The sequence below is a fragment of the Marinospirillum alkaliphilum DSM 21637 genome, assembly GCF_900119735.1.
In the GTDB taxonomy this organism is placed as follows: domain Bacteria; phylum Pseudomonadota; class Gammaproteobacteria; order Pseudomonadales; family Halomonadaceae; genus Marinospirillum; species Marinospirillum alkaliphilum.
Genome location: NZ_FPJW01000005.1, coordinates 157,771 through 184,500, shown reverse-complemented (window position 1 = coordinate 184,500; position 26,730 = coordinate 157,771). Strand labels below are relative to the sequence as shown.

Genomic DNA, 26,730 nt, shown 5'->3' with positions numbered 1-26,730 from the left:
CTGGCCGCCGGTGTCGGTGTGCTGCTGGGCATGACCAGTCTCAGTGCCACCGCCCAGCAACCGATCAAGGTAGGTGTACTGCATTCCCTGTCTGGCACCATGGCCATCAGTGAATCCGTTTTAAAAGACACCATTGAAATGCTGGTGGCCGAACAGAACGCCAAAGGTGGCCTGCTGGGTCGTCCGCTGGAAGCTGTGGTGGTTGACCCTGCTTCCAACTGGCCGTTATTTGCCGAGCGCGCTCGTGAGCTGCTGGCGCAACACCGTGTGGATGTGGTGTTCGGCAACTGGACTTCAGTGTCCCGCAAGGCGGTGTTGCCGGTGTTTGAAGAGCTGAACGGCCTGCTGTTTTACCCGGTGCAGTACGAAGGTGAAGAGTCCTCTAAAAACGTCTTCTACACCGGTGCAGCGCCGAACCAGCAAGCCATTCCCGCGGTGGATTACCTGAAGAATGAACTGGGTGTGGAGCGCTGGGTACTGGCCGGAACCGACTATGTGTATCCGCGTACCACCAACCGCATTCTGGAAGCCTACCTGAAGGACGTACACGGTGTGGCCGCCAGCGACATCATGATCAACTACACCCCCTTTGGTCATTCCGACTGGCAGAACATTGTGGCTGAAATCCGTCGCTTCGGCAGCCAGGGCAAGAAGACTGCAGTGGTTTCCACCATCAACGGTGATGCCAACGTACCCTTCTACCGTGAACTGGGTAACCAGGGCATTGATGCCGGTGACATCCCGGTCATCGCCTTCTCCGTGGGTGAGCAGGAGCTCTCCGGTCTGGATACTGCCCCCCTGGTCGGCCACCTGGCGGCATGGAACTACTTCATGAGCGTGGATAACGATGCCAACCATGCCTTCATTGATGCCTGGCAGGCGTTTAAAGGTGATGCCAATGCGGTTACCAACGACCCGATGGAAGCCCACTTCATTGGCTTCAACCTCTGGGTGAAAGCCGTTGAAAAAGCCGGTACCACCAACGTTGATGCGGTGCGCACTGCCATTCATGGCCTGCAGGTGCCCAACTTGACCGGTGGTGTGGCGGAAATGCTGCCCAATCACCACATCACCAAACCGGTACTGATCGGTGAAATTCAGGCTGATGGTCAGTTTGAAGTGGTCTGGCAGACGCCCAGTACTGTACCGGGTGATGCCTGGTCCGACTACCTGCCGGGTTCCCGTGACCTGATTTCTGACTGGCGTGCCCCGGTCAACTGCGGCAACTTCAACACCAAAACCAAGCGTTGTGGTGGCAGTAATGCTGCGGCTGAAGCCCGCGCGGCACTGGGTCAGTAATCAATCAACACAGCAGGAGTGGTGGTCCGCGCAGCTTGCGGACTGACCGCTCCGGCCTGAACCGTCATATCCATGACAAAGGAATAACCATGCCCCTGCTGCTCATGCTGCTGTTGCTGCTCTGGCTACCGCTGGCCCAGGCCGAAGACCTGCCATCAGCCACTGCTGAATCAGATGACACCGGCCTGTACCTGTTGCAGACACTGGATGTGGCCTCTTTTCAGGACAAGGCTGAAGCCATTCGCCTGATCGTGACCAGTGACGATCCGCGTGCCCGCAACTGGCTGTCGGCCTTGCTGGAAGGTAACCTGCAGCGTGAGCGCAGCGGCCGTTTTGTACTGGTGGAAGGCACCAGTGGACGCGATCTGCTGGTCAGTGATGCCCTGAGTGGTGAAGCACTTGGAGCCATCAATCGTCGTGATCTGAGCCGCATCAGCATCAACAACCCGCTGCGCAATCAACTGCGCAGCGCACTGGCATTGATTGACCTCTATTCATCCGATCTCAACCTGCGCCGTGCTTCTGCCGAGCGCCTGATTGGTGAGGTGGATGCCACCCTGGCGGCAGTGCTGCCGGATTTTCTGGACGAAGAAACTGATCGCCGGGTTCACCAGCGCCTGTCATTGGCACTGGCCATTTATCGTGTTGAGCAGGGTGAACTGGCAGCAGTGGAACAGCTGTCTGGCAGCCTGCACAGTCGTGCCCGCGTGGCATTAACACGAGCGCAGAGCAGTGACGATGCCCAACTGAGTGAAGCGGCTCGTCAGGCACTGCTGGGCATTGAACAGAAACTCAAACTCAACCGCGCAGCGGAAACCCTGTATTTCGGGTTGTCGATGGGCAGTGTGCTGGTACTGGCTGCCATCGGCCTGGCCATCACCTTCGGGGTGATGGGGGTGATCAACATGGCACATGGTGAACTGATCATGCTGGGTGCCTACACCACCTGGGCCATGCAACAACTGCTGCCGGGACAACCGGGGCTGGCGCTGCTGCTGTCGATTCCGGCTGGATTCATGGTGGCCGGACTCACCGGCATTGCCATCGAACGTGGTGTGATCCAGTTCCTGAAAGGCCGCCCGCTGGAAACCCTGCTGGCAACCTTTGGTATCAGCCTGATTCTGCAACAACTGGTGCGCACGGTGATTTCTCCCCTCAACCGCACCGTGGTGACACCGGAATGGATGAGTGGCTCCATTGCCATCAATGATGCTCTGTCATTGACCCTCAACCGTCTTTACATCATGGCCTTTGCACTGCTGGTGTTTGCTGCACTGATCTATATTCTGCGCCGCACCCGGCTGGGGCTGGAAGTGCGTGCAGTCACCCAGAACCGCAACATGGCGCGCTCCATGGGCATTCGTGCCACTCGTGTCGACATGCTCACCTTCGGTCTGGGTTCCGGTGTGGCCGGACTGGCCGGTGTGGCGCTGTCACAACTGACCAACGTGGGCCCCAACCTGGGCCAGGCCTACATCATTGATTCCTTCATGGTGGTGGTGTTTGGTGGTGTCGGTAACCTCTGGGGCACCCTGGTGGCCGGCATGTCGCTGGGCGTCATCAACCAGATTCTGGAACCCTGGGCCGGGGCTGTGCTGGCCAAGATCCTGGTGCTGGTATTCATCATCCTGTTCATCCAGAAACGCCCGCGTGGACTCTTCCCGCAGAAGGGCCGTGCTGCCGGAGACTGATTTATGTGGCTGACCCAACCTCTGTATGAACGTTCAACACGCATCTTTCTGGGTGTGCTGCTGCTGGCCATGAGCCTGGTCACCCTGCTGCACCTGGTGGTGCCTGCCGATCATCCGCTGCATGTTTCGGCCTATACCGTTAACCTGCTGGGCAAATACCTCAGTTACGCCCTGTTGGCGGTGGCAGTGGATTTGGTCTGGGGGTATCTCGGTATCCTCAGCCTCGGGCACGGTGCCTTTTTTGCGCTGGGTGGTTATGCCATGGGTATGTACCTGATGCGTCAGATCGGTGATCGGGGGGTGTATGGACACCCGGAATTGCCGGATTTTATGGTGTTCCTGAACTGGGATGCCTTGCCCTGGTACTGGCTGGGTTTTGACTCCTTCTGGTTTGCGGCACTGATGGTGTTGCTGGTGCCTGGCCTGCTGGCTTTTGCCTTCGGTTACCTGGCCTTTCGTTCACGGGTCACCGGGGTGTACCTGTCGATCATGACCCAGGCGCTGACCTTTGCCCTGATGCTGGCCTTCTTCCGCAATGAAATGGGTTTTGGTGGCAACAACGGCCTGACCGATTTCCGCGATATGCTGGGTTTTGATCTGCGCACCGACACCACGCGTCTGGTGTTGTTCCTGGTCACCGGGCTGGCGCTGGCCATCGGCTATCTGATCTGTCGCGCCATTGTCACCAGCAAGCTGGGGCGGGTGTGTGTGGCCTGCCGTGACGCCGAAGCCCGTACCCGCTTTCTGGGTTATCGGGTTGAGCGGGTGCAGTTATCGGTGTTTGTGGTTTCCGCCATGCTGGCCGGTGTGGCCGGTGCCCTGTATGTGCCGCAGGTGGGCATCATCAATCCCGGCGAGTTCTCACCACTGTTTTCCATCGAAATCGTGATCTGGGTAGCCCTGGGTGGACGTGCCACCCTCTACGGTGCGGTGATCGGCGCGCTGCTGGTCAACTATGCCAAGACCTGGTTCACCGGGGTGATGCCCGATGCCTGGCTGTTTGCACTGGGTGCGATGTTTGTTCTGGTCACCGTGCTGCTGCCCAGAGGCATTGCCGGACTGATGCACAACTTGAATGAGCGCCGCCGCAGGGTGAAGGACAAACCGCAGGATGATCAACAGGAGCTGCCGGTATGAACTTCTTCAAACAACTGGTAGACCGGGAGCGGGTGTTTGATTTCATGGTGCCGCAGCAGTCCCCGGTGGACGTGCGCCACGGCCCGATCCTGTATCTGGAAGATGTGAGTGTCAGCTTTGATGGCTTCCGGGCCATCAACAAGCTGAACCTGACCATTGATGACGGTGAACTGCGCTGCATCATCGGCCCCAACGGAGCAGGCAAAACCACCATGATGGACATCATCACCGGCAAGACCCGCCCGGATGAAGGCTCGGTCTGGTTCGGCAGCCGCCACAACCTGTTGCAGATGAATGAACCGGACATTGCCAGTCTGGGCATCGGACGCAAGTTCCAGAAACCCACGGTGTTTGAAGCCCTGACGGTGTTTCAGAACCTGGAACTGGCGCGTGCCACCAACAAAAGCATCCTGCCGACCCTGACTGAACGCATGACCGGTGAGATTCAGGATCGCATTGATGAAGTGCTGCTACTGATCGGTCTGAAAAACCTGCACCGGCAACCGGCTGGCATTCTGTCTCACGGGCAGAAACAGTGGCTGGAAATCGGCATGCTGCTGATGCAGAAACCACGCCTGCTGCTGGTGGATGAACCGGTGGCCGGCATGACAGAACAGGAAATGGAACGCACTGCCGAACTGCTCACCGGATTGGCCGGTCAGCAATCAGTGGTGGTGGTGGAACACGACATGGGGTTTGTACGCTCGATTGCCCGCAAGGTGACGGTCTTGCATCAGGGCAGTGTACTGGCCGAAGGCAGCATGGATCAGGTGTCGTCTGATCCGCGAGTGATTGAAGTTTATCTTGGAGAAGAAGCCTGATGTTGACCATCAACGGACTCAACCAGTATTACGGCCAGAGCCACACCCTGCGCAACCTGTCACTGACTGCACCCAAAGGCCAGTGCACCTGCGTGATGGGGCGCAATGGTGTCGGAAAAACCACCCTGATGAAAACCATCATGGGTGAAGTGCCGATCCGTGATGGCAGCCTGAGTTATGATGATGGCATCGACCTGACCCGCAAACGCCTGGAAGATCGCTCCCGTCTGGGGATTGGATTTGTGCCCCAGGGCCGCCAGATCTTTCCGCTTTTGACCGTGGAAGAAAACCTGCGCACCGGCCTGGCTGCCCGTGGTGATGGCCTGAAAAAGATCCCTGAAAAAATCTACGAACTCTTTCCGGTGCTCAAGGACATGCGTCACCGCCGCGGTGGTGACCTCTCCGGTGGTCAGCAACAACAGCTGGCCATTGGCCGTGCGCTGGTGCTGGAACCGCGTTTGCTGATCCTTGATGAACCCGGTGAAGGCATCCAGCCCAACATCGTGCAACAGATCGGAGAAGTTATCCGCAAACTCATCAGCGAAGAACAACTCACCGTCCTGCTGGTGGAACAGAAACTCCCCTTCGCCCGGAAATTTGCAGACCGCTTTGTCATCATGGACCGCGGCCAGAACCTGGCAGAAGGGGAAATTGCAGAGCTGAGTGATGGCTTGATCAAACAGCATCTGACGGTGTGAGTGACAGAGAAAAGCACTGAGGTTCACAGGCTGGCCAGGTATGGTAAGCTTCCTTGCAGTAAAGATGCATATTCAGGATGCAAGGAACAGAACAAGGAATCAGGCCAGTGACCTCAGAAGCTGATACCCGCGCTAATTACATAGATCCAGCTCTTAAAGCAGCTTATTGGCAATCATGCAACATCATTCGCGAGCATTACTTTACTGATGGTCGAAAAATGGCGGCAGGTGTTCGCGGTCGCCGCTGTTTTGTTGATTACCTGCTCCATAAAGACAACCGCTATCTGGCGGTTGTTGAAGCCAAAAAAGAATCAGAGCACCCCACCAAAGGTCTGCAACAAGCCATCGACTATGCGAAGAAACTTCGCGTGCGATTTGTTTATTCCAGCAACGGCAAACAAACCTATGAGTTTGATCTGGAAACAGGCAAGGGCGATTACATTGAGTTCTACCCAACACCTGCTGAGCTGGAAAAACGCTATGCCGGTGAGATCACAGATCTTAGTCAGGAGCTAAGAAACATCCCCTTCCATCTGGAAGGGGCGATGCAACCGCGTTATTACCAGGAATTGGCAGTCCATGCTGCCACCGATGCCATTGGTCAAGGCAAATCCAGAATTCTGCTGACACTGGCGACCGGCACCGGTAAAACCTTTATCGCATTTCAGATCGTCCACAAAGTCTTTCAGGCTCGCTGGAACCTCGATAAACCCGGATCACGCAGGCCGCGTATTCTATTTCTGGCCGACCGTAACATTCTGGCGGATCAGGCCATCAATACCTTCAATCCCTATGAAAAAGATCTGATCAAAATCAATGGTAAAGAAGTCCGTAAGCGCAACGGCCTAGTGCCCACTAATGCCCATATTTTCTTCGCCATCTACCAGGCCATTGCCGAGCGGGAAAATATCGATGGTTATTACAAAGCCTACCCCAGCGATTTTTTTGATCTGGTTTTGATTGATGAATGTCATCGGGGCGCAGCCAATGAAGCAGGCTCCTGGCGTGCCATTCTCGATCACTTCAGCAATGCAGTGCATCTGGGTTTAACCGCCACACCCAAGCGCACGGATAACGTGGATACCTATGAGTATTTTGGTCAGCCTGCCTATGAGTATTCACTGAAGGACGGCATTAACGATGGTTTCTTAACCCCTTACAGGGTGAAGCGAGTACGTACCAATCTGGATGAACTGGTGCTGACCAGTGATGATCTGGTGATCGAAGGGGAGTCAGCACAGGACATCTACAAGGTTGAAGATTACGACAAAAAAATCATTGTGGATCAGCGCACGGAGCTGGTTGCCAGAACCCTGCTTGATCATATCAACCCGCTGGATAAAACCATCGTCTTCTGTGAAAACCAGAATCACGCCCTGACCATGCGCGACATGATTAACAAGCACAAAAAAGTGCAAGATCCTCACTATTGTGTGCGTGTTACCAGTGATGAAGGCAAGGTGGGGCGTGAACTGCTTGAAAAATTTCAGGATAACGATAAGGACATTCCGACCATCATCACTTCTTCCCAGATGCTGACGACAGGTGTTGATGCTCGCAACGTGCGTAACGTGGTACTGGATCGAACCGTTGGCTCCATGGTGGAGTTCAAACAAATTGTGGGGCGCGGTACACGGGTTTTTGATGGTAAGGACTACTTCACAATCATTGATTTTCGTGGTGCCACTAACAAATTTTATGACAAAGACTGGGATGGCGAGCCGGAAGCGCCTGAACCTGTCACAGATAACCTCGGCGAACTGGGTGAACCGGGCAACACAGGTGAACCTGAACCTCCAGCTTTTGAATCGGAAGAATCATCACCACTCACAGATCCATCTGTAGAACCACCAAAACCTCGGTTAAGAGTCAGGCTGGGTAAAAACCGTGAGCTAAAAGTCATTGATGTAGAAACCCGTTACATTGATGAGAAGGGCAGACCCCTGACCGTACAAGAGTTTATTGAACGCTTGATCACGCAGTTACCCGGCTTGTTTAAGTCAGTTGATGAGCTGCGCCAGATCTGGTCAGACCCTGACGAGCGCGAAGCCTTGCTGAACAAATTGATGCAAGCAGGTTTTGACAAAGAGCAGCTTGCCGCATTGCGCCACATGTTTGAGGCGGAAGACTGTGATCTGTTTGACCTGCTGGCGTTTCTGGCGTTTGAACAGCCCATGGCAACCCGCAAAAGCCGTGCGGATCAGGTACGCGCAAATGCTGCCTTTTTCGATCAGTACCAGCAGGAAAAAGCCCAGCAATTCCTGCACTTTGTACTCAAGCGATATGAGCAAACCGGTGTGACTGAGCTGGCGCGTGAGCGCCTGCCAGCGTTGATTGAGCTATCCGGTCTTGGCACTACCAAAGATGCCTCCATGGCCTTCGGTGGTAAGCCAGTTCACCTGCTGACTGCCTTCAAACAACTTCAGCAGCAGCTGTATTGCTGAATCCAAGGAAGCCGTGCTTATGATCAAACTGCAAATCTATATGATTCGTAACGCGTTGCGTTCCGAATTAAGCTGGCCTTAAGTTGAAAGTACCGTTGATCAACCAGTTAAAAAACGAAAACTAATTATGTCATTACAGCAAAAAATTGACCGCATTACCGATATTCTGCGCCGCGACGATGGCATCAGTGGTGCCATGCACTACACCGAGCAAACCTCCTGGATGTTGTTTCTGAAGTTTCTGGATGACTACGAATCTGAAAAAGAAGATGAAGCGGAGTTGTCCGGTAAAAGTTATCAGCCGGTACTGGATGATGAACACCGCTGGGTAAATTGGGCTTGCCCGAAAACGGCTGATGGCAAGCTGGATCTTGCCCGTGCCAGAACAGGCGATGATTTAACCGACTATGTGAACAACCAGCTTTTCCCTTATCTGAAAAGCTTTGCCAATGCGGCTGCCACGGGTGCAGATCCTAAATCTTTCACCTACAAGATTGGGGCAATTTTCCAGTATCTGGATAACAAGGTTGCTTCTGGTCATACCCTGCGCGAAGTGCTGGATATTATCGACACCCTGAACTTCCAATCCAGTGATGAAATGTTTGAACTCTCGCTGGTTTATGAAGGCTTATTGCAGAGCATGGGCGATGCCGGTGGTTATGCCGGTGAATTTTACACTCCGCGCCCAGTAGTGCGTGCCATGATCAAAGCCATCGACCCGCAGGCAGGACAGACCATTTATGATGCCGCAGCGGGTTCCTGTGGTTTTCTGGTGGAAGCCTTTGAACACCTGAAATCGAAAAAAAGCGAACTGACCACCGAACAGTGGAATTTTATTCAGCGTGATACCTTTTTTGGCTTTGAGAAAACCTCGCTGGCCTATGTGATGGGAATGATGAACCTGATCCTGCATGGCATCGAATCGCCCAACTTGTTCCGTGGTAATACTCTGACCCAGAATATCCGTGATATTCAGGAAAAAGACCGTTACGACATTATTCTGGCGAATCCACCCTTTGGCGGGAAAGAGAAGGATCAGATTCAGCAGAATTTTCCGATTAAAGCCAACGCTACCGAGTTGCTGTTTTTACAGCATTTTATGAAAACCCTGAAAACGGGTGGCAAAGCAGCCATCGTTGTGCCAGAAGGTGTGCTGTTCCAAACCAACAGCGCCTTTAAACAGGTGAAACAGGAGCTGCTGGAAAACTTGAACCTGCACACCATCTTAAGCCTGCCAGCCGGGGTGTTCTTGCCCTATTCCGGCGTTAAAACCAACGTACTGTTTTTTGAACGCAGCGGCGGCACCAGTGATGTGTGGTACTACGAGTGTGAACCAGAACAAAAACTCACCAAAAACAAACCCATTACCGATGACCACCTGAAAGAGTTTGTGGAGTTGTACAGCAGCCGGGCAACCACAGACCGCTCCTGGACAGTAGCAGCCAGCAAGCTGACAGAAGACTATGATCTTTCCGCCAAAAACCCAGCCAAGCAGAAAGATGCAGAGCATTTAGCGCCCAGCGATATCCTTAAGCAGATCCGCACTAAAGAAAAACTGGTATCAGGTCTATTAGATGAAATTGAAGACCTGCTGGCGGAGAAATAAGCATGGGGCAGATTGAATTTAGTGCTCCAAAGGGGTGGAGCTGGAAAAAATTTAAAGATGTTTGTGTACTCAAGAGGGGGTATGACCTTCCAACACATGCGAGGTCAGCAGGTAATATCCCTTTATATAGTGCCAATGGTATAACCGATTACATTGATCAATATAAAGTTGATGGACCGGGCGTTGTAACCGGCCGAAGTGGCACAATAGGGAAAGTTCATTTCGTTGAGGGTGTTTACTGGCCGCTCAATACGGCACTTTATGTGCAGAAATTCAATGGAAATTACCCCCGTTTTATAAAGTATTTTCTTGAGAGCTTTGATTTAACTCGATTTGCATCTGGTGCTGCTGTACCAACTCTAAACAGAAACTCTCTTAGCGCGGAGTTGGTCTGTACGCCAGACAGCATAGAAGAACAAAAGCGCATCGTCGAAAAACTCGATGCATTGCTCACCCGCATCGACACCGCCATCGAGCATTTGCAAGGAAGCGTCATATTGAAGAGTAGCCTTCTTCAATCAGCGCTTGATGGCCTGTTTACAGCTGTCACTGACCGAGTGACTATCGAATCGCTAGCTGAGGTAAAAGGCGGCAAGCGCTTACCAAAAGGTGAAAAGCTAAGTGATGAAGAGACTGAGCACCCATATATCCGAGTGGCAGATTTTACCGATAGAGGAACGATATATTTATCTGGCATCAAGTACATATCGAAAGAAATCCATGAGCAAATCAAACGCTATGTGATTTCCAAGGACGACCTTTATATCAGTATTGCCGGAACTATCGGCAAAACAGGTTTTGTTCCCCCTGAATTGGATGGTGCAAACTTGACAGAAAACGCAGCTAAATTGGTTATCAAAGATAAACAACAACTAGATTTAAGCTACCTGTATCTGTTTACATTAACCTCTGATTTCTCTGCACAGGCAGGGTTAGCGACCAAGACAGTTGCACAGCCTAAGTTGGCGCTTACTCGTTTAAGCAAAATTGAAATCCCAATGTGTTCATTGGAAGAGCAGAAGTCATTGGTATCAACGATTGAAGCGCTGAAAAGTAAAATTCACGATGCAGAAGAAGTCCTTCTAGAGAAAATAGAAGACTTGAAAAGATTAAAAGCATCAATTCTTGATTCTGCCTTTAAAGGCGAGCTATAAGGAGTGAGTATGGCATTCGATACTACGGTTTTTGAACAAAAGGAGTTCAGAGAATCAATAAATAAACTCGAAGAATTGCTCTCACACTCAAAAGCGGTTCTGTTAGGTGCAGGGGCGAGTTTTTGTGCTGGCCTTCCATTAACAAACCAGCTAACAGAAAGAGCACTAAAAAGTGACAAGCTTTCCGTTGATTCCAAGCAGATATTGACAGCCATACAAACTTCTTTTACTGGCGCAAAACCAGCTTCACACATTGAAGACTACCTAAGCGAGCTAGTCGATTGGCTTGCTATTACAGCTCGTCGAGAAAATCGCAGTGTAACCGCTAGCAGTGTATTGATTGGCGATACTGAATACAGCAACGATCAACTATTGCAAGCGATAAACGAGATAAAACTCGCTATTTTTGACGTAATTAATGTTGAAGTAGATTCTGCTGTGCATGAGCGTTTTGTTCAGGCTATTCATCGACCAATGCGACCAGGCAAAGACAACATTCCGAGCACTATCGATTATCTAGTGATGAACTACGACACGTTAATTGAAGACTCACTCGCACTATCTCAATTGAGATATGCCGATGGTTTAGAAGGTGGTGTATCAGGATGGTGGAACCCTTCGACGTTTGAACAGAACAATCTAGATGCCCGAGTATTTAAGCTACATGGTTCCATCAATTGGGCTGAACATGCTTCTTCATCAACACCATTACGTATTGCTCCGCATTTGAAGTGCAGTAAAGAGCAAGCTGCAAAGATTATGATTTGGCCTGCATCAACTAAATACCGTGAAACACAACTCGATCCCTATGCAAACTTAATGCACAGAGCAAGGACGGTATTAAACCCGCGAGGTGGTAGTCAACGGGTTTTGTTGATTGCCGGTTATAGTTTTGGTGATGCACATATCAACCTAGAAATCGAACGCGGTTTAAGGTCTTCAAATGGTAATTTAACCGTGATTGCGTTTACCAGTGACTCCGAGCCTAGCGGCACGCTAAAAACTTGGTATGAAGACAGCGCAATTAACGAACAAGTACTTATTTTCGCCGACAAAGGTTTTTATCACGCCGATCACAAGGCAACCTCAGAAAATAGCATTGAATGGTGGAAGTTTGAAAACCTAACGCAGATCCTTGAAGGAGGTATTTGATATGGATAACAAATACATAAAACCCATTGAGAATCTCTCTATCGGTAAAATTATTGAGGTAGATGGTTCGCGTATTATCGCTGAGCTCGACCCTTCTATTTCAGACTTGTCCCGAGTATTTGCTGGTGAAAACTATCCGATTGGGCAGTTTGGCTCAATCATCAAAGTTCATTTTGGCCGCCGCTCTATTTATGGGTTAGTCAGTCGATTACGTATGAAGGCTGACTACCAGCTAGAAAAGGGCTTGCCTGTCGCATCTTCAGATGAGCGCATTATTGAAGCTGATTTGTTTGGTGAGGGGGAGTGGCGCAGGAAAGGTGAAGATGAGTTTACCCTTGAGTTCGAACGCGGAGTTGCTACTTATCCACTACCACAGCAAACCATTTATCTGACACCCAAATCCGAGCTTAGGTTTATTTACGGTGACGCCAAAGGTGCTGTTATTCAACTTGGCGAGCATGTTGGCTCTGGCGGCGCCCCTTGTTACGCTGAGTTGAATGAATTGCTAGGTAAGCACACTGCCATCCTTGGCTCCACCGGTGCCGGTAAATCAGGCACTGTTGCAGCAGTTATTCACAGTATACTCGAACGTGGCCAGATAGCCGGTCATATGCACTGGCACCCACAAGTTATTATCCTTGACCCACATAATGAGTACGGCAAAGCGTTCCCCGTGCACCAACGTTTATCGACCGATGAAGGTTCACTGAAACTACCGTATTGGTTACTCGATTTAGAAGAGTCCCTGAGTTTGTTTATCGGTAAGACCGAGTTTGCAGCAACCTCGCAATCAAACATTGTTAAAAATGCACTAATTGCTGTTCGTGAGCGGGCAGCTAAACAGCTTCAGCTTGATAAGAATCAATTAACTGTTGACTCGCCGATTCCTTACATTATTGGCAGTGCAGCAGGCTTAGATCATTTTGGATTCAAAGATGGAGCACGCTATGAGGAAGGATTGATTGGTGCAATTAACGCACAACGACCGGATAACAAAGATAAAAAAGCCCATGAGGATTACAGCAAAGTCATTCGCAAGATTGACTCGTTGCTAAAGGATGGCCGCCTCAAATTTATGATGGAAAGTTGGGATGGTGTTGAAGATCCATTACCAACAATCGTCAATCAATTCTTAACGCAGCAAACCACAGTGCAGATTGTTGACTTGTCTGGTGTGCCGAATGAAGTGGCTGGGGTAGCTAGCGCTGCAATCGCGAGAATCGTGTTTCAACTTAAAGTCTGGCAAACCGAGGCCGAGCGGCAAAACAGCCCTGTACTTTTGGTATGTGAAGAGGCTCACCGATATGTACCTAATCGAGGTGAGGCGCAGTATGAAGCGGCACAATCTGCAATTCGCAGAATAGCAAAGGAAGGTCGCAAATATGGTGTTGGTCTGTTATTAGTTTCGCAGAGACCTAGTGAAGTTGAGGCAACGGTGTTGTCCCAATGTAACTCATGGATTGTGCTTCGAATAACCAATGATGCAGACCGCGAACATGTTCGTAGTGTGTTACCTGATTCTATGTCTGGCTTAACCAAGATGCTTTCTGGTTTAAGGCGTCAGGAAGCAATCTTTGTTGGTCAAGCTGCAACGCTACCTACTAGAGTGATGATTCGAAGTTTATCTGATGACCAACTGCCACGTTCAAGTGATGTCGATTTTGATAAAGGTTGGCAGCAACAGGCGATGACCATAGAGCAGATTGGTATTGTGGTTACGAAATGGCGCTATCAGAGCAAATGATTTTATTGAGTATGCATAATGACAATTTACAACATCTATTGCGATGAAAGCCGCCATACATCAGATCCATCACAGCCCTACATCGTTATCGGTGCGCTTCAATGTCCTCGGGAAGAAAAGCGCCGCATTGTTAGCCGTCTGCATGGTCTGATGACCAAGCATGGCATTAAAACAGAATTTGGCTGGAAAAAAGCATCACCCAATAAGGCAGAATTTTATCTTAGCCTGATCCAGTTGTTTGCTGAAGAGCAATGTCTTTCTTTTCGTTGTGTTGTGGTTGACCGAAGGCAACTGGATCATGAGCAGTGGAATAATGGTGATAAAGAGCTTGGCTTTTACAAGCTTTATTACCAATTACTGGTACATTGGCTTCAGCCAGGTGATACCTACCATATTTATCTGGATTGGCAACAGAATGCTGCCAGTGGTCGTTTTGAAGAGCTGCGGCAGATTCTGGCACACAAGCTAATGGGTAGAGCCAAAATAGCTTGTCTTGAGCCGGTAGAGTCGCATAACCAGCCGCTGATACAGCTTGCAGACTTGTTGATGGGAGCGGTGGGGTATGATTGGAATGACATGCAGAGTCGCTCTAACGCCAGCGTTTTTAAAGTGCAGTATGCTGGTCATCTGGCTAAAGCCGTAGGTAAAAGCGGCTTGCGGTTTACTACTCCCAGGACTGAACGAAAATTCAATATCTTCAACTGGCAAGGACGATAGTTTGACTGATAGCTTGTGGCCGAAACTGCGACTGAAAGCCGATACGGAAGAAAATCTGATCGAGGCATATCGTCAGGTATATCTGGATACCTACGTCTACGATGAGCAGGGTAATCGACGAGTTTTTACTGACTGGACAGGTGCTTCGATTATCTTTGCAGCCGGTGCTTTTGATCATGCCTTCAGTAAAGCCAAAAACTATTGCTTGGGCACCTGTGTTCACGATGGTGGTTTTGATCATGAAAGAGCGCGTCGGATTTTATGGATCGCCGAGGTGCTTGCAGCTTCAGCCGGTACGATTCATCGTTATACCCAGTCAAAAAAGGACAGTCGTGGCCGTGATAGAAAACGACGGACATACGTTGTTGTTGATGAAAGTTATGTTGTGGTTCTGGATGATCCAAGAAAGCCCGATAAGCCTTTCACTTTTGTAACGGCTATAGCCGCTAATCCTAGCTATGTGCAGACTGAAATCAAGCAAAAAGCATTTCTGGCAGAGGTGAAGAAGGGAGGGTGATATGCCCCAGTCTTATCGGCGACTGAGGCGCAGCCAGGAACCAAAACAACTAGGTAAAGGTTCAACCAGCTCCGAAGAGCTTGGATGCATTATGGTGGTGAACCAGTGAAATATCAAGCTCAAACCTTTATCTGCCAGGTGGAGTGCGTCCGGATTCAGGAAAGTTTTCCAGTCGCTCTGTTTTTTTAAAAACCTTCTGAACCAGATTGCGTGCTGCGTCGCTGTTGTCCAGTGCGATGTACTCGGCAAGAGCATTAAGTTCCTGCAAGGCTGGTTCCGTCCAGATTATTTCAGCCATTTGCTCATTTTCTCTCTGGCTTCACTTTGGCAGTATGTTTGGCCTTCAAGAACATTCTGCTCACCCCTTGCAATACCTTCAAGGATTGCTGCTGATGGTATGGTTGTGTCTTCAAACCCACTCAACAACACATCAGCTGCACTTTCCCTCAAGGGTACCAGTGCCTGATAGGCTTCGGAGTCATGCCAGGCTTTGGCTGTGGTGATGTCTGGAAAACGGATCACCACGATATTGGTGTAGGGTGTTTCACCGGCAAAGGTGGTGTCCTTTGTACCGCGAAACATCAGTTCAGCATGCCAGGGTTCCAGTGTGGCGGGCACCTGGCTGCAATAATCTGCCCAGCGGTCTGCGTCTTTGATGCGGATTTGTCCAACGATGTAGGCATGCGGCATCAGTAGCTGTCTTCCTGATCAAAGAGTTCTTCCAGCTGGCGCTGGTAGGGGCGAACAGCGGCCTTGCTGGCTGAGCTCATGCGTTGTGCCTGGCGCATCATGTTGATGGATTCATTCAGCATGGCTTCATACATGGCTTTTTCTTCTGCCGGGATGTCTCTGGCAGATCGTAATTCTCGTAACTGGGCTTCAAACATACCCAGTGCCTGGGGGTTCTCTTCCAGACCGATGGCCATGTAGGTCAGTGAAATCTGCTGACCCAGTTTTGCCCAGTGCTCCACGTTGCTGAAGCCTGCACGCTGCACCCGTCGGTTGAACTCGTTATACAAACCGGCAGTTCTGAGTTGCTGGATGCCTTTGGCCATCAGCTCTTCCATGCTGAGGTTGGTGTTGGCGAAGTCTTCATCCGGCAGTTGCTCCTGATGCTGATCCAGCCAGGATTGCAGTTCACCATGGGTTTTGATCCAGCGCTCAACATCAGCACGGGTCAGATCAGAGGCATAAAGATTAAAAGCCAGGAGGCTGAACAGCAGGGCAGAGAGAAAACGCATGGCTGGTTTCCTGAATGCGTGGGAGAGGGCTTGCAGTCTTGTCCTACACTAGATCAGAAGCACATTTCGGGCAATAGCTCCGGTAAGGTTTGGTTCAAAAAACCATCAATCTTTTTGACCGGTGGCAGCCTTCGCGGATGAGTTTGCGCATCCTGACGGTGCTTGTTGTAAGCTGTAATCACTCATGAAGCCCTCGGAGGTGTGTGATGCGTGTAAAAGGTAAAAAGATTCTGGTGACCGGTGGTGCCAGTGGTATCGGTCTGGCGGCCGTGGAGCGTTGCCTGCAGGAAGGTGCTGATGTGGTGATGTCTGATCTTGCTAGCAGTGAAGGTGTCAGTCGAGCTAAGGCGCTGGATGCCAAATACCAGGGACGCTGCTTGTTTATGCCTTGCAACGTGGCATCCACCGTCGAGGTGAATGCCTTGATTGATGGCATGGTGGCTGAGCTGGGTCGGGTGGATGGTGTGTTCAACAATGCCGGGATCGGTGGTATTTGTCCGGCCGAAGACTATCCGGATGAAGATTTCACCCACATTCTGGATGTGAACCTGACCGGGGTGTTTCGTGTGGCTCGTGCCGCATTAAAGCCCATGTATGCTCAGGGCAGTGGCTGCATTGTGAATTGTGCCTCGATTCTCGGGGTGTTCGGTCAGTCCGGCACGGCTGCTTATACTGCCGCCAAGGGTGGGGTGGTGAACATGACTCGCACCCTGGCGCTGGAAGGTGCCAGCAAAGGTGTCAGGGTCAACTCCATCGGACCAGGGTACATTGATACACCCTTGCTGGCCGGGCTGGATGAACAGCTGATGCAGGGATTGATCAGTCTGCATCCGATTGGTCGTCTGGGTCGCCCGGAAGAAGTGGCCAATGCCTTTTTGTTCCTGGTCAGTGATGAAGCCAGTTTCATCACCGGTGCCAATCTGCTGGTGGATGGCGGGTTCACTGCTGGCAAGTCCTGAGCCTTCTGTTTTAAAAAAGCCGCTGCCGGTGATTGCCGACAGCGGCTTTTTTGTTGTCAGGATCAAGTTGCCATTAAATCAGACCGTCTGGTCAAAAAACTTCTTCTGATGTGCAATTTTTCCGTGAAAAACTTCCGTTAAAGGTTTATTTTCTGAAATTCAGCAAATAAACAAACAGGGAGACTGAAATGGAAACGATTGAATCACTGGTCAGCAGCATCAACGGCATTGTCTGGGGGCCGTTGATGCTGGTGCTGATTTTAGGGGTGGGCCTGTTCCTTTCGATCGGCCTCAAACTCATGCCCATTATGAAAATTGGCATGGGTTTCCGGCTGATGGTCAGTGGCACCAAAGCGCGTGAAGGTGAAGAGGACAAGGGAGAGATTCCCCCTTTTCAGGCACTGATGACCGCGCTGTCTGCGACGGTTGGCACCGGTAACATTGCCGGTGTGGCAACAGCGATTTTTCTGGGCGGCCCCGGTGCACTGTTCTGGATGTGGATCACCGCACTGGTGGGTATGGCCACCAAGTTTTCTGAAGCCGTGCTGGCGGTGAAATACCGTGAGGTGGATGAAAAGGGCAATCATGTGGGTGGCCCGATGTATTACATCAAAAACGGCCTGGGTCCGAAGTGGGCGTGGCTGGGTACGGCATTTGCCATCTTCGGTGCAGTGGCAGCGTTTGGCATTGGTAATACCGTGCAGGCCAACTCGGTGGCGGATGTGCTGCAGGCCAATTTCAGTTTACCGGTGTATGTGACGGGTCTGATCATCATGGCACTGGTGGGGTTGGTGCTGATTGGTGGTATTCGTCGTATCGGTCGGGTGGCGGCTGCGCTGGTGCCTTTCATGGCGCTTTCATACCTGTTGGCGGGTCTGGTGGTGCTGGCCATCAATGCCGCGGCAATTCCTTCAGCAATCGCCATGATTGTTGAGTATGCCTTTTCACCGGTGGCTGCCCAGGGTGGTTTTGCCGGTGCGGCGGTGTGGGCTGCGATTCGTTTTGGTGTGGCGCGGGGTATTTTTTCCAACGAGGCCGGTCTGGGTTCTGCACCGATAGCGCATGCTGCAGCACAAACCAAAAACCCGGTGCGTCAGGGTTTGATTGCCATGCTGGGTACCTTCATTGACACCCTGATCATCTGTTCGGTAACCGGTCTGGTGATCATCACCAGTGGTGTGTGGACCAGCGGTGTGTCCGGTGCAGCATTGACCAGCGCAGCCTTTGGCCATGCCTTGCCCACAGTGGGTAATTACATTGTGGCCATTTCACTGGCTATTTTTGCCTTCACCACCATCATTGGCTGGTCGTTTTATGGCGAACGCTGTGCCGAGTACCTGTTTGGTGTGAAGGTGATCAAGCCGTACCGGGTGCTGTGGATTCTGGCGATTCCGCTGGGTGCCATGGTGAATCTGGAGTTCATCTGGCTGCTGGCGGATACCCTGAATGCCATGATGGCGCTGCCCAACCTGATTGCACTGGCCTTGTTGAGTCCGGTGGTGTTCAAGTTGTCCAGAGAATATTTTGCCACGCATAAAGTCTGAAGCGGTTTTTTCCAGTCGGGGAAGCAGGCACAATAGCGGCCTGTTTCTCCAACCGCATCAGGCACTTTCATGACCACAGAAACCCAGGGCATCCGGCTTAACAAGTTCATCAGTGAAACCGGGCTGTGCTCCCGCCGTGAAGCCGACCAGTTGATTGAAGATGGGCTGGTGAAGGTGAATGGCCGAGTTGCTGACATGGGTGTGCGAGTCACCAGCGAAGATCATGTGCAGGTGCGCGGTAAACCTTTAAAAGCCAGACCGGCACCGGTTTATCTGGCTTATAACAAACCGGTTGGCATTACCTGCACCACTGATCCGGAAGTGCCGGAAAACATTGTTCGTGCGGTGAACTACAAAAAGGGCCGGATTTTCCCCATCGGGCGGCTGGATAAACCCTCCGAAGGCCTGATCCTGCTGACCAATGATGGTGATATCGTTAATCGCATCCTGCGTGCGGGCAATGCCCATGAAAAGGAGTATGTGGTTGCGGTGGATCGTCCTTTTGGTCCCGATTTTGTCCAGCGCATGAGTTCGGGTATCCCGATCCTCGGCACCGTGACCCTGCCTTGCAAGGTGCGTCAGCTTTCTGCCAACAGCTTTAACATCATCCTGACCCAGGGACTGAATCGCCAGATTCGCCGCATGACCGAATACCTGGGTTATGAAGTCACCCGTCTGAAACGCACCCGCATCATGAACATCAGCCTGGGCGACCTGAAACCCGGTCAGTGGCGTTTGTTGAATCAGAAGGAAATGGCACAGATTCAGGCCATGATTGCTGATTCCAGCGGCACCGAAGAAGCCAGCCAGGTGCTGGCCCGACCCGCCCGCAAACTTCGCCCGCGCCCGGAAGCCGGCGCAACAGCAACACCGGCCAATCGACGTGGCAGCAGTCGAGCAGGCCAGTCTGACGGACGACGCGCAGACACTGCCCACAATGACAGCCGCAAACCTGCTGGTAAAAGCCCTGTTGGTAAAAAACCAGTTGGCAAAAAATCGGGCAAGAAAAAAGGCGCGGGCGGTAAAAGCATCAAGCGGCCTTGAACTTGTTATTTGTAAAAGCTGTAAACCACGCGCCCCAACCACTCATGCAGTGCCTGGGTGCTTTTGTTCAGATGGTAACTTCTGGGAATCCAACGGATCAGCCCGTGGCTGGGCGGACTGGAAAACTGCAGCGGTGCCGGAATAACCTTCAGCCCCTGGGCTTCAAAAATGGCGGCGGCCCGGGCCAGATGCCAGGCATGGCTGATCAGCACAACTTCATTGATGCCTTGTTGTTTCAAAATCTCGGCACTGAACAGGGCATTTTCGTACGTTGTGCGGCTTTGCTCTTCCAGCCAGGTGGCGTGAATGCCAAAACTGCTTTGTAACAGCCGTGCCATGAGTTCTGCTTCGCTTTCCGCTTCATCATGCACACGTCCACCGGTGACCAGTAGCGGCAACCCTGAAATGCGATGCAGGTAAGCAGCATAATTCAGGCGACTGATGCTCGACTCACTGGGTGCGTCATCCCAGCCATATTCCGCACCCGTGTATTCACGGCCACCGCCCAGAATCACCAGTGCCTGATTGGGCTGCAGCTGCGCAAACTGTAGCGGCGGGTGGATTTCCAGCGGCTTCATCAAGGCATGACTGACCAGTGGCAAGGACAACACCAGCAACAGCAGACTACTGCAGCCAATCAACCCGATGGCCAGCCTGCGTTTCTGCAGCCACAACAACAGCAAACCTGCCAGCAATAGCAGAATATTCAAAAGCGGAGGTAACAGCAGGTATTTCAAAAGATTGAGCATGACTATAAACGAAGTTTTGTGGGTGTGGAGTGCATGAGAGTTTAACGCTATGCTGTTGGTGATACAGTAGATTGCTGCAAGCTGATTGATAAAGGTATCAATATGGGTAGTAAAGAATTGCTGGCAGAAGCGTTAAAACTGAAACTCCCGGAGCGCTTTGCACTGGTGGAAGGATTGCTGGAAAGTCTCGATAAACCAGATGCAGCACTTGATGAAATCTGGGCGGAGGAAGCTGAAAAGCGACTCCAGGCCTATCGTCAGGGACGAATCACTGGTGTTGATATGGAGACTCCATTCAGGGAGTGAAGATGACAAGGATTACCCATCAGCATCAGCAGCCGGACTACTGGGTAGACCGGTGCTGATGTAACACTCAGGATGATGCTTTCCCGGCCATGAAGGCAACACCGACTTTGGAGCGGTTGGGTCGGTTGATGCTGCGGGTGATCCAGTCACCGGTTTCAGCCAGCAATTGCAGGTTAATGTTGGTTTTGATGCCCAGTCCGTGCAGCAGGTAAACCACATCTTCACTGGCAACATTGCCGGAAGCTCCCTTGGCGTAGGGGCAGCCACCCAGCCCTGCCACTGAACTGTCCACCACACTGATGCCTTCTTCCAACACCGCATAAAGATTGGCCAGCGCCTGACCGTAGGTGTCATGAAAGTGCGCCGCCAGTTTTTCCATCGGGATATGACGGTTCACCGCTTCCAGCATACGCTTGGCTTTCAGGGGTGTACCAACACCAATGGTGTCTCCCAGCGAGATTTCATAACAACCCATCTCGAACAGGGTTTTACTAACCTCAGCGACCTTTTGTGGTGCTATCTCACCTTCGTAAGGGCAACCCAGCACGGTGGAAACATAACCGCGTACCGGTACACCGGCTTTTTGCGCCATTTCGATCACTGGTGCAAAACGCTCCAGCGATTCGGCAATGCTGCAATTGATGTTCTTTTGGGTGAAACTTTCAGACGCAGCACCAAACACCGCCACTTCCTGTACACCGGTTTCCAGTGCACCTTCCAGCCCCTTGATGTTGGGCGTCAGTGCGGCATAGGTGATGCCGGGGCGACGCTGAATACCGGTCATCACCTCACGGGCATCCCCCATCTGCGGCACCCATTTGGGTGATACAAAACTGGCTGCTTCGATGTAACTGATACCGGCGGCACCCAGTCGATCAATCAACTCCAGCTTGGTTTCCGTGCTGACCGGATTGGGTTCATTCTGCAAACCATCACGGGCACCCACTTCCACCAATCGGACGTATTCTGGAAAAGCCATTTTCTCTCTCCTGAAATCGTTATTCCTCAGCTGCTTCGAATTTCAGCAGCTCAGCCCCCTGGCTGACCAGATCCCCGGCGGCATAAAAGAACTCGGCCACCAGGCCATCCGAGGGGGCACTCAGGGTGTGCTCCATCTTCATGGCCTCGATCACAATCAGTGGATCACCCTTGCTGACACGGGCGCCGGCCTCGGCCAGTAGTGTCACCACCGAGCCATTCATCGGTGCGGTCAGGCTAGCTGTGGCTTCCTCAAATTCATGACTGTCCAGATCCGGGCGCAGCCACTGGCAACTGAACTGCTCATCCGCCGTGAACAGCGTCAGCTGGTTATGCAGATCAGCCACATGAATGCTGCGATGATGGCCATTCACCACTGCATCCAGCCGATCATCATTCAACTGGCCTTCCACCAGCAGTTTGTGTTCACCCACCCGCACCGTCCAGAGGTTCTTGTTACCGGTGGCATTGCTGGCTTCCACCGCAACCTCAACCGGATTTTCCTGCTCTGGCAGCGCAAAGCGCAGGTTCAGGGTCGGGTTGGTGTTCAATCGCCAGCCACCAAAACCATGCCAGGGTGACCATGGATCACGGGAGCGAGTGGCTTCCTGCTGGCGCTCATGGTTCAGCTTCAGCAGTGCATACAGGGCGGCCAGTGCCAGCAGGTTGGGGCTGTAACTGCCGCCTTTTTCATCAAACAGCAGGGCTTGATGGCGCTCGATGAAGCCGGTGTCCAGATCAGCCTGCTGGAAAGGGGCTGCTTCTGCCAGTCGCTTGAGGAAGCGGGTGTTGGTGGTGACACCGGCAATGCGGTATTGCGCCAGTGCCTGTGCCATGCGACTGAGAGCCGCTTCGCGGCTGGTGTCCCAGACAATCAGCTTGGCAATCATCGGGTCGTAATAAATGCTGACTTCATCACCTTCCAGTACCCCGGTATCCACCCGCACGTGGCGGTTTTCTTCCGGTGTGCGCAGGTAGCTGAGGGTGCCGGTGGCGGGCAGGAAGTCATGATCCGGGTCTTCGGCATAAATGCGGGCTTCAAAGGCATGACCACGGATCTGCAGTTCACTCTGCTGTTTCGGCAGCGGTTGACCGGCAGCCACTTTGAGCTGCCATTCCACCAGGTCTTCACCGGTGATCATTTCAGTGACCGGGTGTTCCACCTGCAGGCGGGTGTTCATTTCCATGAAGAAGAAGCTGTCATCCGCGTCGAGCAGGAACTCAACGGTACCGGCACCAACATAACCAATAGCCTGAGCGGCTTTCAGGGCAGCATCACCCATCTGGGCGCGCAAAGAATCCGTCATGCCTGGGGCCGGGGCTTCTTCAATGACCTTCTGGTGACGCCGCTGCACCGAGCAGTCGCGCTCGAACAGGTAAACGCCCTGACCTTTGGAGTCACAGAACACCTGCAGCTCGACGTGGCGGGGTTTGACCAGGTATTTTTCCACCAGCATGGTGTCGTCGCCGAAACCGTTGATGGCTTCGCGTTTGGCAGAGGCCAGTGCCTGGTCGAAGTCGGCAGCCTTTTCGACAATGCGCATGCCCTTGCCGCCGCCGCCTGCTGTGGCTTTCAGCAGCACCGGGTAGCCGATTTTTTCGGCTTCGGCTTTCAGCAGTTCGGGGTTCTGGTCTTTGCCGTGGTATCCGGGCACCAGGGGAACACCGGCTTTTTCCATGATGGATTTGGCGGCGGACTTGGAACCCATGGCTTCGATGGCACCCACCGGTGGGCCGATGAAGACAATGCCAGCGGCATCACAGGCTTGTACAAAACGACTGTTTTCAGACAGGAAGCCATAACCGGGGTGGATGGCTTCGGCACCGGTTTGTTTTGCTGCTTCGATGACTTTTTCAATCACCAGGTAGCTGTCACGGGCCGGGGCTGCGCCCAGGTAAACGGCTTCATCGGCCATTTTGACGTGCAGGGCATGGCGGTCGGCATCGGAGTAAACGGCCACGCAGCGGATGCCGAGGCGGTGGGCGGTTCTTATCACGCGGCAGGCAATTTCACCGCGGTTGGCGATCAGTATCTTACGGAACATGGGGCGTTCCTCTTCTCGTTATCATCAGAATGATTCAGTTGGCTGTTCAAAGTTACTGGCCACTGTTGCAGGCACTTTTGTTTCTTCTGAGCCACCTTGCTTCAGCAGTCAGTTGGCTGTTCAAAGTTACTGGTCACTGTTGCAGGCACTTCTGTTTTCGGCGCATTCGGCTTTCCTGCCTCAAGCGCCGCGCTGCGCAATCCCTGCTTCGCTTGTCACAGAAGTATCCTGCCGTGACCTTTGCATCTGACATCCACTCTTACCCTTGCCAGCCGGGTGCGCGTTTTTCAAAGAAGGCGCTGAGTCCTTCCTGGCCTTCTTCAGACACGCGGATTTCGGCGATCAGGTCAGTGGTGTAGTCCTGGGTGGTGGCGTCTGCCGGTCGGTCGGCGACGTAGTGCACCAGTTGTTTGGTGCGGGCCACGGCCTGCGGGCTGTTGGCGAGCAGGGTTTCGACCAGGATTTCGATCTGTCCGTCAAGAGCATCTTCGCTGACCACTTCGTGCACCAGTCCCAGTTGGTGGGCAAGGTGCACGGTGATGACTTCCGTCGTCAGGGCATAACGGCGCATGGCACGCACACCGATGGCTCGCACCACGTAAGGGCTGATCACGGCAGGGGAGAGGCCGATTTTGACTTCGGACAGGCAGAAACGGGCTTTTTCGGTGGCAACCACGATGTCACAGCAGGCGGCCAGCCCAACAGCACCACCGTAGGCGGCTCCCTGCACCCGGCAGATGGTCGGGCAGGGCAGGGTGTCGAGTTCGTGCATCAGGCGTGCCAGTTCCTGGGCATCTTTTTTGTTTTCGGCCTTGCTGTAGCTGGCCATGCGTTTCATCCAGCCCAGATCAGCACCGGCAGAAAAGCTTTTGCCCAGTGAACGGAACACCAGCACCCGGGCACTGGCTTCACGCACCTGACGGAGTTTGTCGAGCAGTTCGGCAATCAGGTGGTCGTCAAAGGCATTGTGGACTTCCGGACGGTTCAGGGTCAGGTAGGCCACGCCGCGCGGGTCGATGTCCAACTGGGCGTGTTGCAGGTCAGTGGTTTGAGTCATGGCAATCCCCTTACATGCGGAACACGCCGAAACGTGTCGGTTTGATGGCCGCGTTCAGGGAGGCGGAAATGGCCAGCCCCAGGGTGTCACGGGTCTGAACCGGATCGAGGATGCCGTCATCCCACAAACGCGCACTGGCATAATAAGGATGGCCCTGATGCTCATACATTTCACGTACGGGTTTCTTGAAAGCGTCCTCATCGGCTTTTGGCCATTCGGTGCCGTTGCGTTCATGTTGTTCCCGCTTGACCTGTGCCAGTACGTTGGCCGCCTGTTCACCACCCATCACCGAGATGCGAGCGTTGGGCCACATCCACATGAAGTTGGGGTCGTAAGCCCGACCGCACATGCCGTAGTTACCGGCACCAAAGCTGCCGCCGATCAATACGGTGAACTTGGGCACCTGGGCGCAGGCCACCGCAGTCACCATCTTGGCACCGTGCTTGGCAATGCCTTCATGCTCGTAACGTGAACCCACCATAAAACCGGTGATGTTTTGCAGGAATACCAGTGGAATGCCACGCTGGGCGCAGAGCTCAACAAAGTGGGCACCCTTCTGGGCGGACTCGGAGAAGAGCACGCCGTTGTTGGCGACAATGCCGACCGGATAGCCATGGATGCGGGCAAAGCCGGTGACCAGGGTTTCACCGTACCAGCGTTTGAATTCATCAAACTCGGAGGCATCCACAATGCGGGCAATCACTTCACGCACATCAAAGGGTTTGCGCAGGTCAGTACCCACAATGCCGTAGATTTCCTCGGGATCATAAATCGGTGGGCGGGACGGTTGGATGTCCAGTTCACCCAGCTTGCGCCAGTTCAGACGGGCCACGGCACGGCGTACCAGCTGCAGGGCGTGTTCGTCGTTCAGGGCATAGTGATCAGCCACACCGGAAACCTTGGCGTGCACATCGGCACCACCCAGGTCTTCAGCGGTCACCACTTCACCGGTGGCTGCTTTCACCAGTGGCGGTCCGGCCAGAAAGATGGTGCCCTGTTCCTTGACGATGATGGATTCATCCGCCATCGCCGGTACATAAGCGCCACCCGCCGTGCAGGAGCCCATCACGGAAGCGATCTGTGGGATGCCTTCACCGGACATGTTGGCCTGGTTGTAAAAGATGCGACCAAAGTGATCCCGGTCCGGGAAAACCTCATCCTGGTTGGGCAGGTTGGCACCGCCGGAATCCACCAGATAGATACAGGGCAGGCGATTCTTGCGGGCTATTTCCTGGGCACGCAGGTGTTTTTTCACTGTCAGCGGGTAGTAGGTGCCGCCTTTGGTGGTGGCATCGTTGGCAACAATGATGCATTCAACACCGGATACCCGGCCAATACCGGTGATGATGCCAGCGCTGGGTACAAAGTCGTCATACACCTCCCAGGCGGCAAGCTGGGAGAACTCCAGAAAGGGGGCACCCTGATCCAGCAGGCGTTCGATGCGCTCACGGGGCAGCAGTTTGCCACGCGAAAGGTGACGTTCCTGTGCCTTGGCACCGCCGCCCTGTTTGACCTGTTCGAGCTTCTGGTGCAGGTCATCAATCAGGTGACGCATGGCCGCATCGTTCTCAGCGAACTGCGGTGTGCGGGTGTTGATCTGCGATTTAATCACACTCATGCTGGTGATCCTTGCAATCTGTTGTTAGATTCGCCTGTGTGTTCAGGGCCGGAGCAAGGTACGGCTGGTCAGGACGCGTGAATACATCCCTGTAAGCGCTGCTGCAACATCCTGTTGCAGACAGCCTGACATAGCCGATCCTTGCTCCTTGCCATTCAAGCTGGCCGCTGCATTGAAGGAAGGCCTGGTTGGGTTAATCGGGACCGTCT

At 52.8% G+C, this 26,730-nt stretch carries 24 protein-coding genes; 16 read left to right on the top strand and 8 right to left on the bottom strand.

What is annotated here, in order from left to right; genetic code table 11:
• Window positions 1–30: 30 nt before the first annotated feature.
• The 12 genes from urtA to BT114_RS08580 all read left to right on the top strand — a co-directional run bounded on the left by urtA (window position 31) and on the right by BT114_RS08580 (window position 14,980).
• Complete coding sequence (gene urtA / locus BT114_RS08635) at window positions 31–1,299, top strand: urea ABC transporter substrate-binding protein (protein WP_245770414.1); 1,269 nt, start codon at window positions 31–33, stop codon at window positions 1,297–1,299.
• Window positions 1,300–1,388: 89 nt separating this feature from the next.
• Window positions 1,389–2,990, top strand: a complete 1,602-nt coding sequence (urtB, locus tag BT114_RS08630; RefSeq protein ID WP_072325967.1) for an urea ABC transporter permease subunit UrtB — start codon at window positions 1,389–1,391, stop codon at window positions 2,988–2,990.
• A 3-nt stretch (window positions 2,991–2,993) separates the two neighbouring features.
• Complete coding sequence (gene urtC / locus BT114_RS08625) at window positions 2,994–4,127, top strand: urea ABC transporter permease subunit UrtC (RefSeq protein ID WP_072325966.1); 1,134 nt, start codon at window positions 2,994–2,996, stop codon at window positions 4,125–4,127.
• A complete protein-coding gene (urtD, locus tag BT114_RS08620; RefSeq protein WP_072325965.1) occupies window positions 4,124–4,948 on the top strand; it encodes an urea ABC transporter ATP-binding protein UrtD in 825 nt (274 codons plus the stop codon). The genes urtC and urtD overlap by 4 nt, the downstream gene beginning before the upstream one ends.
• Entirely contained in the window at window positions 4,948–5,646 is a 699-nt protein-coding gene (urtE, locus tag BT114_RS08615) for an urea ABC transporter ATP-binding subunit UrtE (protein ID WP_072325964.1), read from the top strand. The genes urtD and urtE overlap by 1 nt, the downstream gene beginning before the upstream one ends.
• Before the next feature lie 107 nt (window positions 5,647–5,753).
• Window positions 5,754–8,090 (top strand): EcoAI/FtnUII family type I restriction enzme subunit R, encoded by a 2,337-nt coding sequence (gene hsdR / locus BT114_RS08610; protein WP_072325963.1) that lies wholly within the window; start codon window positions 5,754–5,756, stop codon window positions 8,088–8,090.
• Between the two features lie 127 nt (window positions 8,091–8,217).
• Window positions 8,218–9,696 carry a type I restriction-modification system subunit M gene (locus BT114_RS08605; protein WP_072325962.1) on the top strand — a complete coding sequence of 493 codons (1,479 nt, stop codon included), beginning with the start codon at window positions 8,218–8,220 and terminating at the stop codon, window positions 9,694–9,696.
• A gap of 2 nt (window positions 9,697–9,698) precedes the next feature.
• Window positions 9,699–10,850 (top strand): restriction endonuclease subunit S, encoded by a 1,152-nt coding sequence (locus BT114_RS15055; RefSeq protein WP_072325961.1) that lies wholly within the window; start codon window positions 9,699–9,701, stop codon window positions 10,848–10,850.
• Between the two features lie 9 nt (window positions 10,851–10,859).
• Entirely contained in the window at window positions 10,860–12,002 is a 1,143-nt protein-coding gene (locus BT114_RS08595; RefSeq protein ID WP_072325960.1) for an SIR2 family protein, read from the top strand.
• 1 nt (window position 12,003) lies between these two features.
• Complete coding sequence (locus BT114_RS08590; RefSeq protein WP_072325959.1) at window positions 12,004–13,746, top strand: ATP-binding protein; 1,743 nt, start codon at window positions 12,004–12,006, stop codon at window positions 13,744–13,746.
• Window positions 13,747–13,764: 18 nt separating this feature from the next.
• On the top strand, window positions 13,765–14,463 hold the full coding sequence (locus BT114_RS08585; protein ID WP_072325958.1) for a DUF3800 domain-containing protein: 699 nt from the start codon (window positions 13,765–13,767) through the stop codon (window positions 14,461–14,463).
• A gap of 1 nt (window position 14,464) precedes the next feature.
• The gene (locus BT114_RS08580) at window positions 14,465–14,980 is read left to right on the top strand and encodes a hypothetical protein (protein WP_072325957.1); all 516 of its coding nucleotides are present in this window, start codon (window positions 14,465–14,467) and stop codon (window positions 14,978–14,980) included.
• 127 nt (window positions 14,981–15,107) lie between these two features.
• Here BT114_RS08580 and BT114_RS08575 read toward each other — a convergent pair whose 3' ends face one another.
• Genes BT114_RS08575 through BT114_RS08565 form a run of 3 tightly spaced genes read right to left on the bottom strand, consistent with a single transcriptional unit; the run spans window position 15,108 to window position 16,221 of the window.
• On the bottom strand, window positions 15,108–15,278 hold the full coding sequence (locus BT114_RS08575; RefSeq protein WP_084662058.1) for a type II toxin-antitoxin system RelE/ParE family toxin: 171 nt from the start codon (window positions 15,276–15,278) through the stop codon (window positions 15,108–15,110).
• Window positions 15,266–15,670 (bottom strand): DUF1330 domain-containing protein, encoded by a 405-nt coding sequence (locus BT114_RS15335; RefSeq protein WP_072325955.1) that lies wholly within the window; start codon window positions 15,668–15,670, stop codon window positions 15,266–15,268. Before BT114_RS15335 ends, BT114_RS08575 begins: the two co-directional genes overlap by 13 nt.
• The gene (locus tag BT114_RS08565) at window positions 15,670–16,221 is read right to left on the bottom strand and encodes a hypothetical protein (protein WP_072325954.1); all 552 of its coding nucleotides are present in this window, start codon (window positions 16,219–16,221) and stop codon (window positions 15,670–15,672) included. Before BT114_RS08565 ends, BT114_RS15335 begins: the two co-directional genes overlap by 1 nt.
• A gap of 206 nt (window positions 16,222–16,427) precedes the next feature.
• On the opposite strand from BT114_RS08565, the gene BT114_RS08560 reads away from it, so the two are divergent.
• From BT114_RS08560 to rluF, 3 genes are all read left to right on the top strand, one after another.
• Window positions 16,428–17,180, top strand: coding sequence for an SDR family NAD(P)-dependent oxidoreductase (locus tag BT114_RS08560; RefSeq protein WP_072325953.1), 753 nt, complete (start codon window positions 16,428–16,430; stop codon window positions 17,178–17,180).
• Window positions 17,181–17,368: 188 nt separating this feature from the next.
• Complete coding sequence (locus BT114_RS08555) at window positions 17,369–18,724, top strand: alanine/glycine:cation symporter family protein (RefSeq protein WP_072325952.1); 1,356 nt, start codon at window positions 17,369–17,371, stop codon at window positions 18,722–18,724.
• A gap of 69 nt (window positions 18,725–18,793) precedes the next feature.
• Window positions 18,794–19,768 (top strand): 23S rRNA pseudouridine(2604) synthase RluF, encoded by a 975-nt coding sequence (gene rluF, locus BT114_RS08550; RefSeq protein WP_072325950.1) that lies wholly within the window; start codon window positions 18,794–18,796, stop codon window positions 19,766–19,768.
• Between the two features lie 5 nt (window positions 19,769–19,773).
• On the opposite strand, the gene BT114_RS08545 is transcribed toward rluF, so the two are convergent.
• Window positions 19,774–20,517 carry a YdcF family protein gene (locus tag BT114_RS08545; RefSeq protein ID WP_084662056.1) on the bottom strand — a complete coding sequence of 248 codons (744 nt, stop codon included), beginning with the start codon at window positions 20,515–20,517 and terminating at the stop codon, window positions 19,774–19,776.
• A gap of 102 nt (window positions 20,518–20,619) precedes the next feature.
• On the opposite strand from BT114_RS08545, the gene BT114_RS08540 reads away from it, so the two are divergent.
• The gene (locus BT114_RS08540) at window positions 20,620–20,823 is read left to right on the top strand and encodes an addiction module protein (RefSeq protein WP_177247067.1); all 204 of its coding nucleotides are present in this window, start codon (window positions 20,620–20,622) and stop codon (window positions 20,821–20,823) included.
• Window positions 20,824–20,890: 67 nt separating this feature from the next.
• On the opposite strand, the gene BT114_RS08535 is transcribed toward BT114_RS08540, so the two are convergent.
• The 4 genes from BT114_RS08535 to BT114_RS08515 form a co-directional block, all read right to left on the bottom strand.
• Window positions 20,891–21,802: a hydroxymethylglutaryl-CoA lyase gene (locus tag BT114_RS08535; RefSeq protein WP_072325946.1), complete on the bottom strand. Its 912-nt coding sequence runs from the start codon at window positions 21,800–21,802 to the stop codon at window positions 20,891–20,893.
• Between the two features lie 19 nt (window positions 21,803–21,821).
• A complete protein-coding gene (locus BT114_RS08530; RefSeq protein ID WP_072325945.1) occupies window positions 21,822–23,846 on the bottom strand; it encodes an acetyl/propionyl/methylcrotonyl-CoA carboxylase subunit alpha in 2,025 nt (674 codons plus the stop codon).
• Between the two features lie 259 nt (window positions 23,847–24,105).
• On the bottom strand, window positions 24,106–24,903 hold the full coding sequence (locus tag BT114_RS08520) for an enoyl-CoA hydratase/isomerase family protein (RefSeq protein WP_245770412.1): 798 nt from the start codon (window positions 24,901–24,903) through the stop codon (window positions 24,106–24,108).
• Between the two features lie 10 nt (window positions 24,904–24,913).
• Window positions 24,914–26,521 carry a carboxyl transferase domain-containing protein gene (locus BT114_RS08515; protein WP_072325942.1) on the bottom strand — a complete coding sequence of 536 codons (1,608 nt, stop codon included), beginning with the start codon at window positions 26,519–26,521 and terminating at the stop codon, window positions 24,914–24,916.
• Window positions 26,522–26,730: the final 209 nt, after the last annotated feature.

Bases quoted from the DNA above. Each gene is read 5' to 3' on its own strand.
- urtA (WP_245770414.1), top strand. From the start codon at position 31: ATGACCAGTCTCAGTGCCACCGCCCAGCAACCGATCAAGGTAGGTGTA.
- urtB (WP_072325967.1), top strand. From the start codon at position 1,389: ATGCCCCTGCTGCTCATGCTGCTGTTGCTGCTCTGGCTACCGCTGGCC.
- urtC (WP_072325966.1), top strand. From the start codon at position 2,994: ATGTGGCTGACCCAACCTCTGTATGAACGTTCAACACGCATCTTTCTG.
- urtD (WP_072325965.1), top strand. From the start codon at position 4,124: ATGAACTTCTTCAAACAACTGGTAGACCGGGAGCGGGTGTTTGATTTC.
- urtE (WP_072325964.1), top strand. From the start codon at position 4,948: ATGTTGACCATCAACGGACTCAACCAGTATTACGGCCAGAGCCACACC.
- BT114_RS08605 (WP_072325962.1), top strand. From the start codon at position 8,218: ATGTCATTACAGCAAAAAATTGACCGCATTACCGATATTCTGCGCCGC.
- BT114_RS15055 (WP_072325961.1), top strand. From the start codon at position 9,699: ATGGGGCAGATTGAATTTAGTGCTCCAAAGGGGTGGAGCTGGAAAAAA.
- BT114_RS08595 (WP_072325960.1), top strand. From the start codon at position 10,860: ATGGCATTCGATACTACGGTTTTTGAACAAAAGGAGTTCAGAGAATCA.
- BT114_RS08590 (WP_072325959.1), top strand. From the start codon at position 12,004: ATGGATAACAAATACATAAAACCCATTGAGAATCTCTCTATCGGTAAA.
- BT114_RS08585 (WP_072325958.1), top strand. From the start codon at position 13,765: ATGACAATTTACAACATCTATTGCGATGAAAGCCGCCATACATCAGAT.
- BT114_RS08575 (WP_084662058.1), bottom strand. From the start codon at position 15,278: ATGGCTGAAATAATCTGGACGGAACCAGCCTTGCAGGAACTTAATGCT.
- BT114_RS15335 (WP_072325955.1), bottom strand. From the start codon at position 15,670: ATGCCGCATGCCTACATCGTTGGACAAATCCGCATCAAAGACGCAGAC.
- BT114_RS08565 (WP_072325954.1), bottom strand. From the start codon at position 16,221: ATGCGTTTTCTCTCTGCCCTGCTGTTCAGCCTCCTGGCTTTTAATCTT.
- BT114_RS08560 (WP_072325953.1), top strand. From the start codon at position 16,428: ATGCGTGTAAAAGGTAAAAAGATTCTGGTGACCGGTGGTGCCAGTGGT.
- BT114_RS08555 (WP_072325952.1), top strand. From the start codon at position 17,369: ATGGAAACGATTGAATCACTGGTCAGCAGCATCAACGGCATTGTCTGG.
- rluF (WP_072325950.1), top strand. From the start codon at position 18,794: ATGACCACAGAAACCCAGGGCATCCGGCTTAACAAGTTCATCAGTGAA.
- BT114_RS08545 (WP_084662056.1), bottom strand. From the start codon at position 20,517: ATGCTCAATCTTTTGAAATACCTGCTGTTACCTCCGCTTTTGAATATT.
- BT114_RS08540 (WP_177247067.1), top strand. From the start codon at position 20,620: ATGGGTAGTAAAGAATTGCTGGCAGAAGCGTTAAAACTGAAACTCCCG.
- BT114_RS08535 (WP_072325946.1), bottom strand. From the start codon at position 21,802: ATGGCTTTTCCAGAATACGTCCGATTGGTGGAAGTGGGTGCCCGTGAT.
- BT114_RS08530 (WP_072325945.1), bottom strand. From the start codon at position 23,846: ATGTTCCGTAAGATACTGATCGCCAACCGCGGTGAAATTGCCTGCCGC.
- BT114_RS08520 (WP_245770412.1), bottom strand. From the start codon at position 24,903: ATGACTCAAACCACTGACCTGCAACACGCCCAGTTGGACATCGACCCG.
- BT114_RS08515 (WP_072325942.1), bottom strand. From the start codon at position 26,521: ATGAGTGTGATTAAATCGCAGATCAACACCCGCACACCGCAGTTCGCT.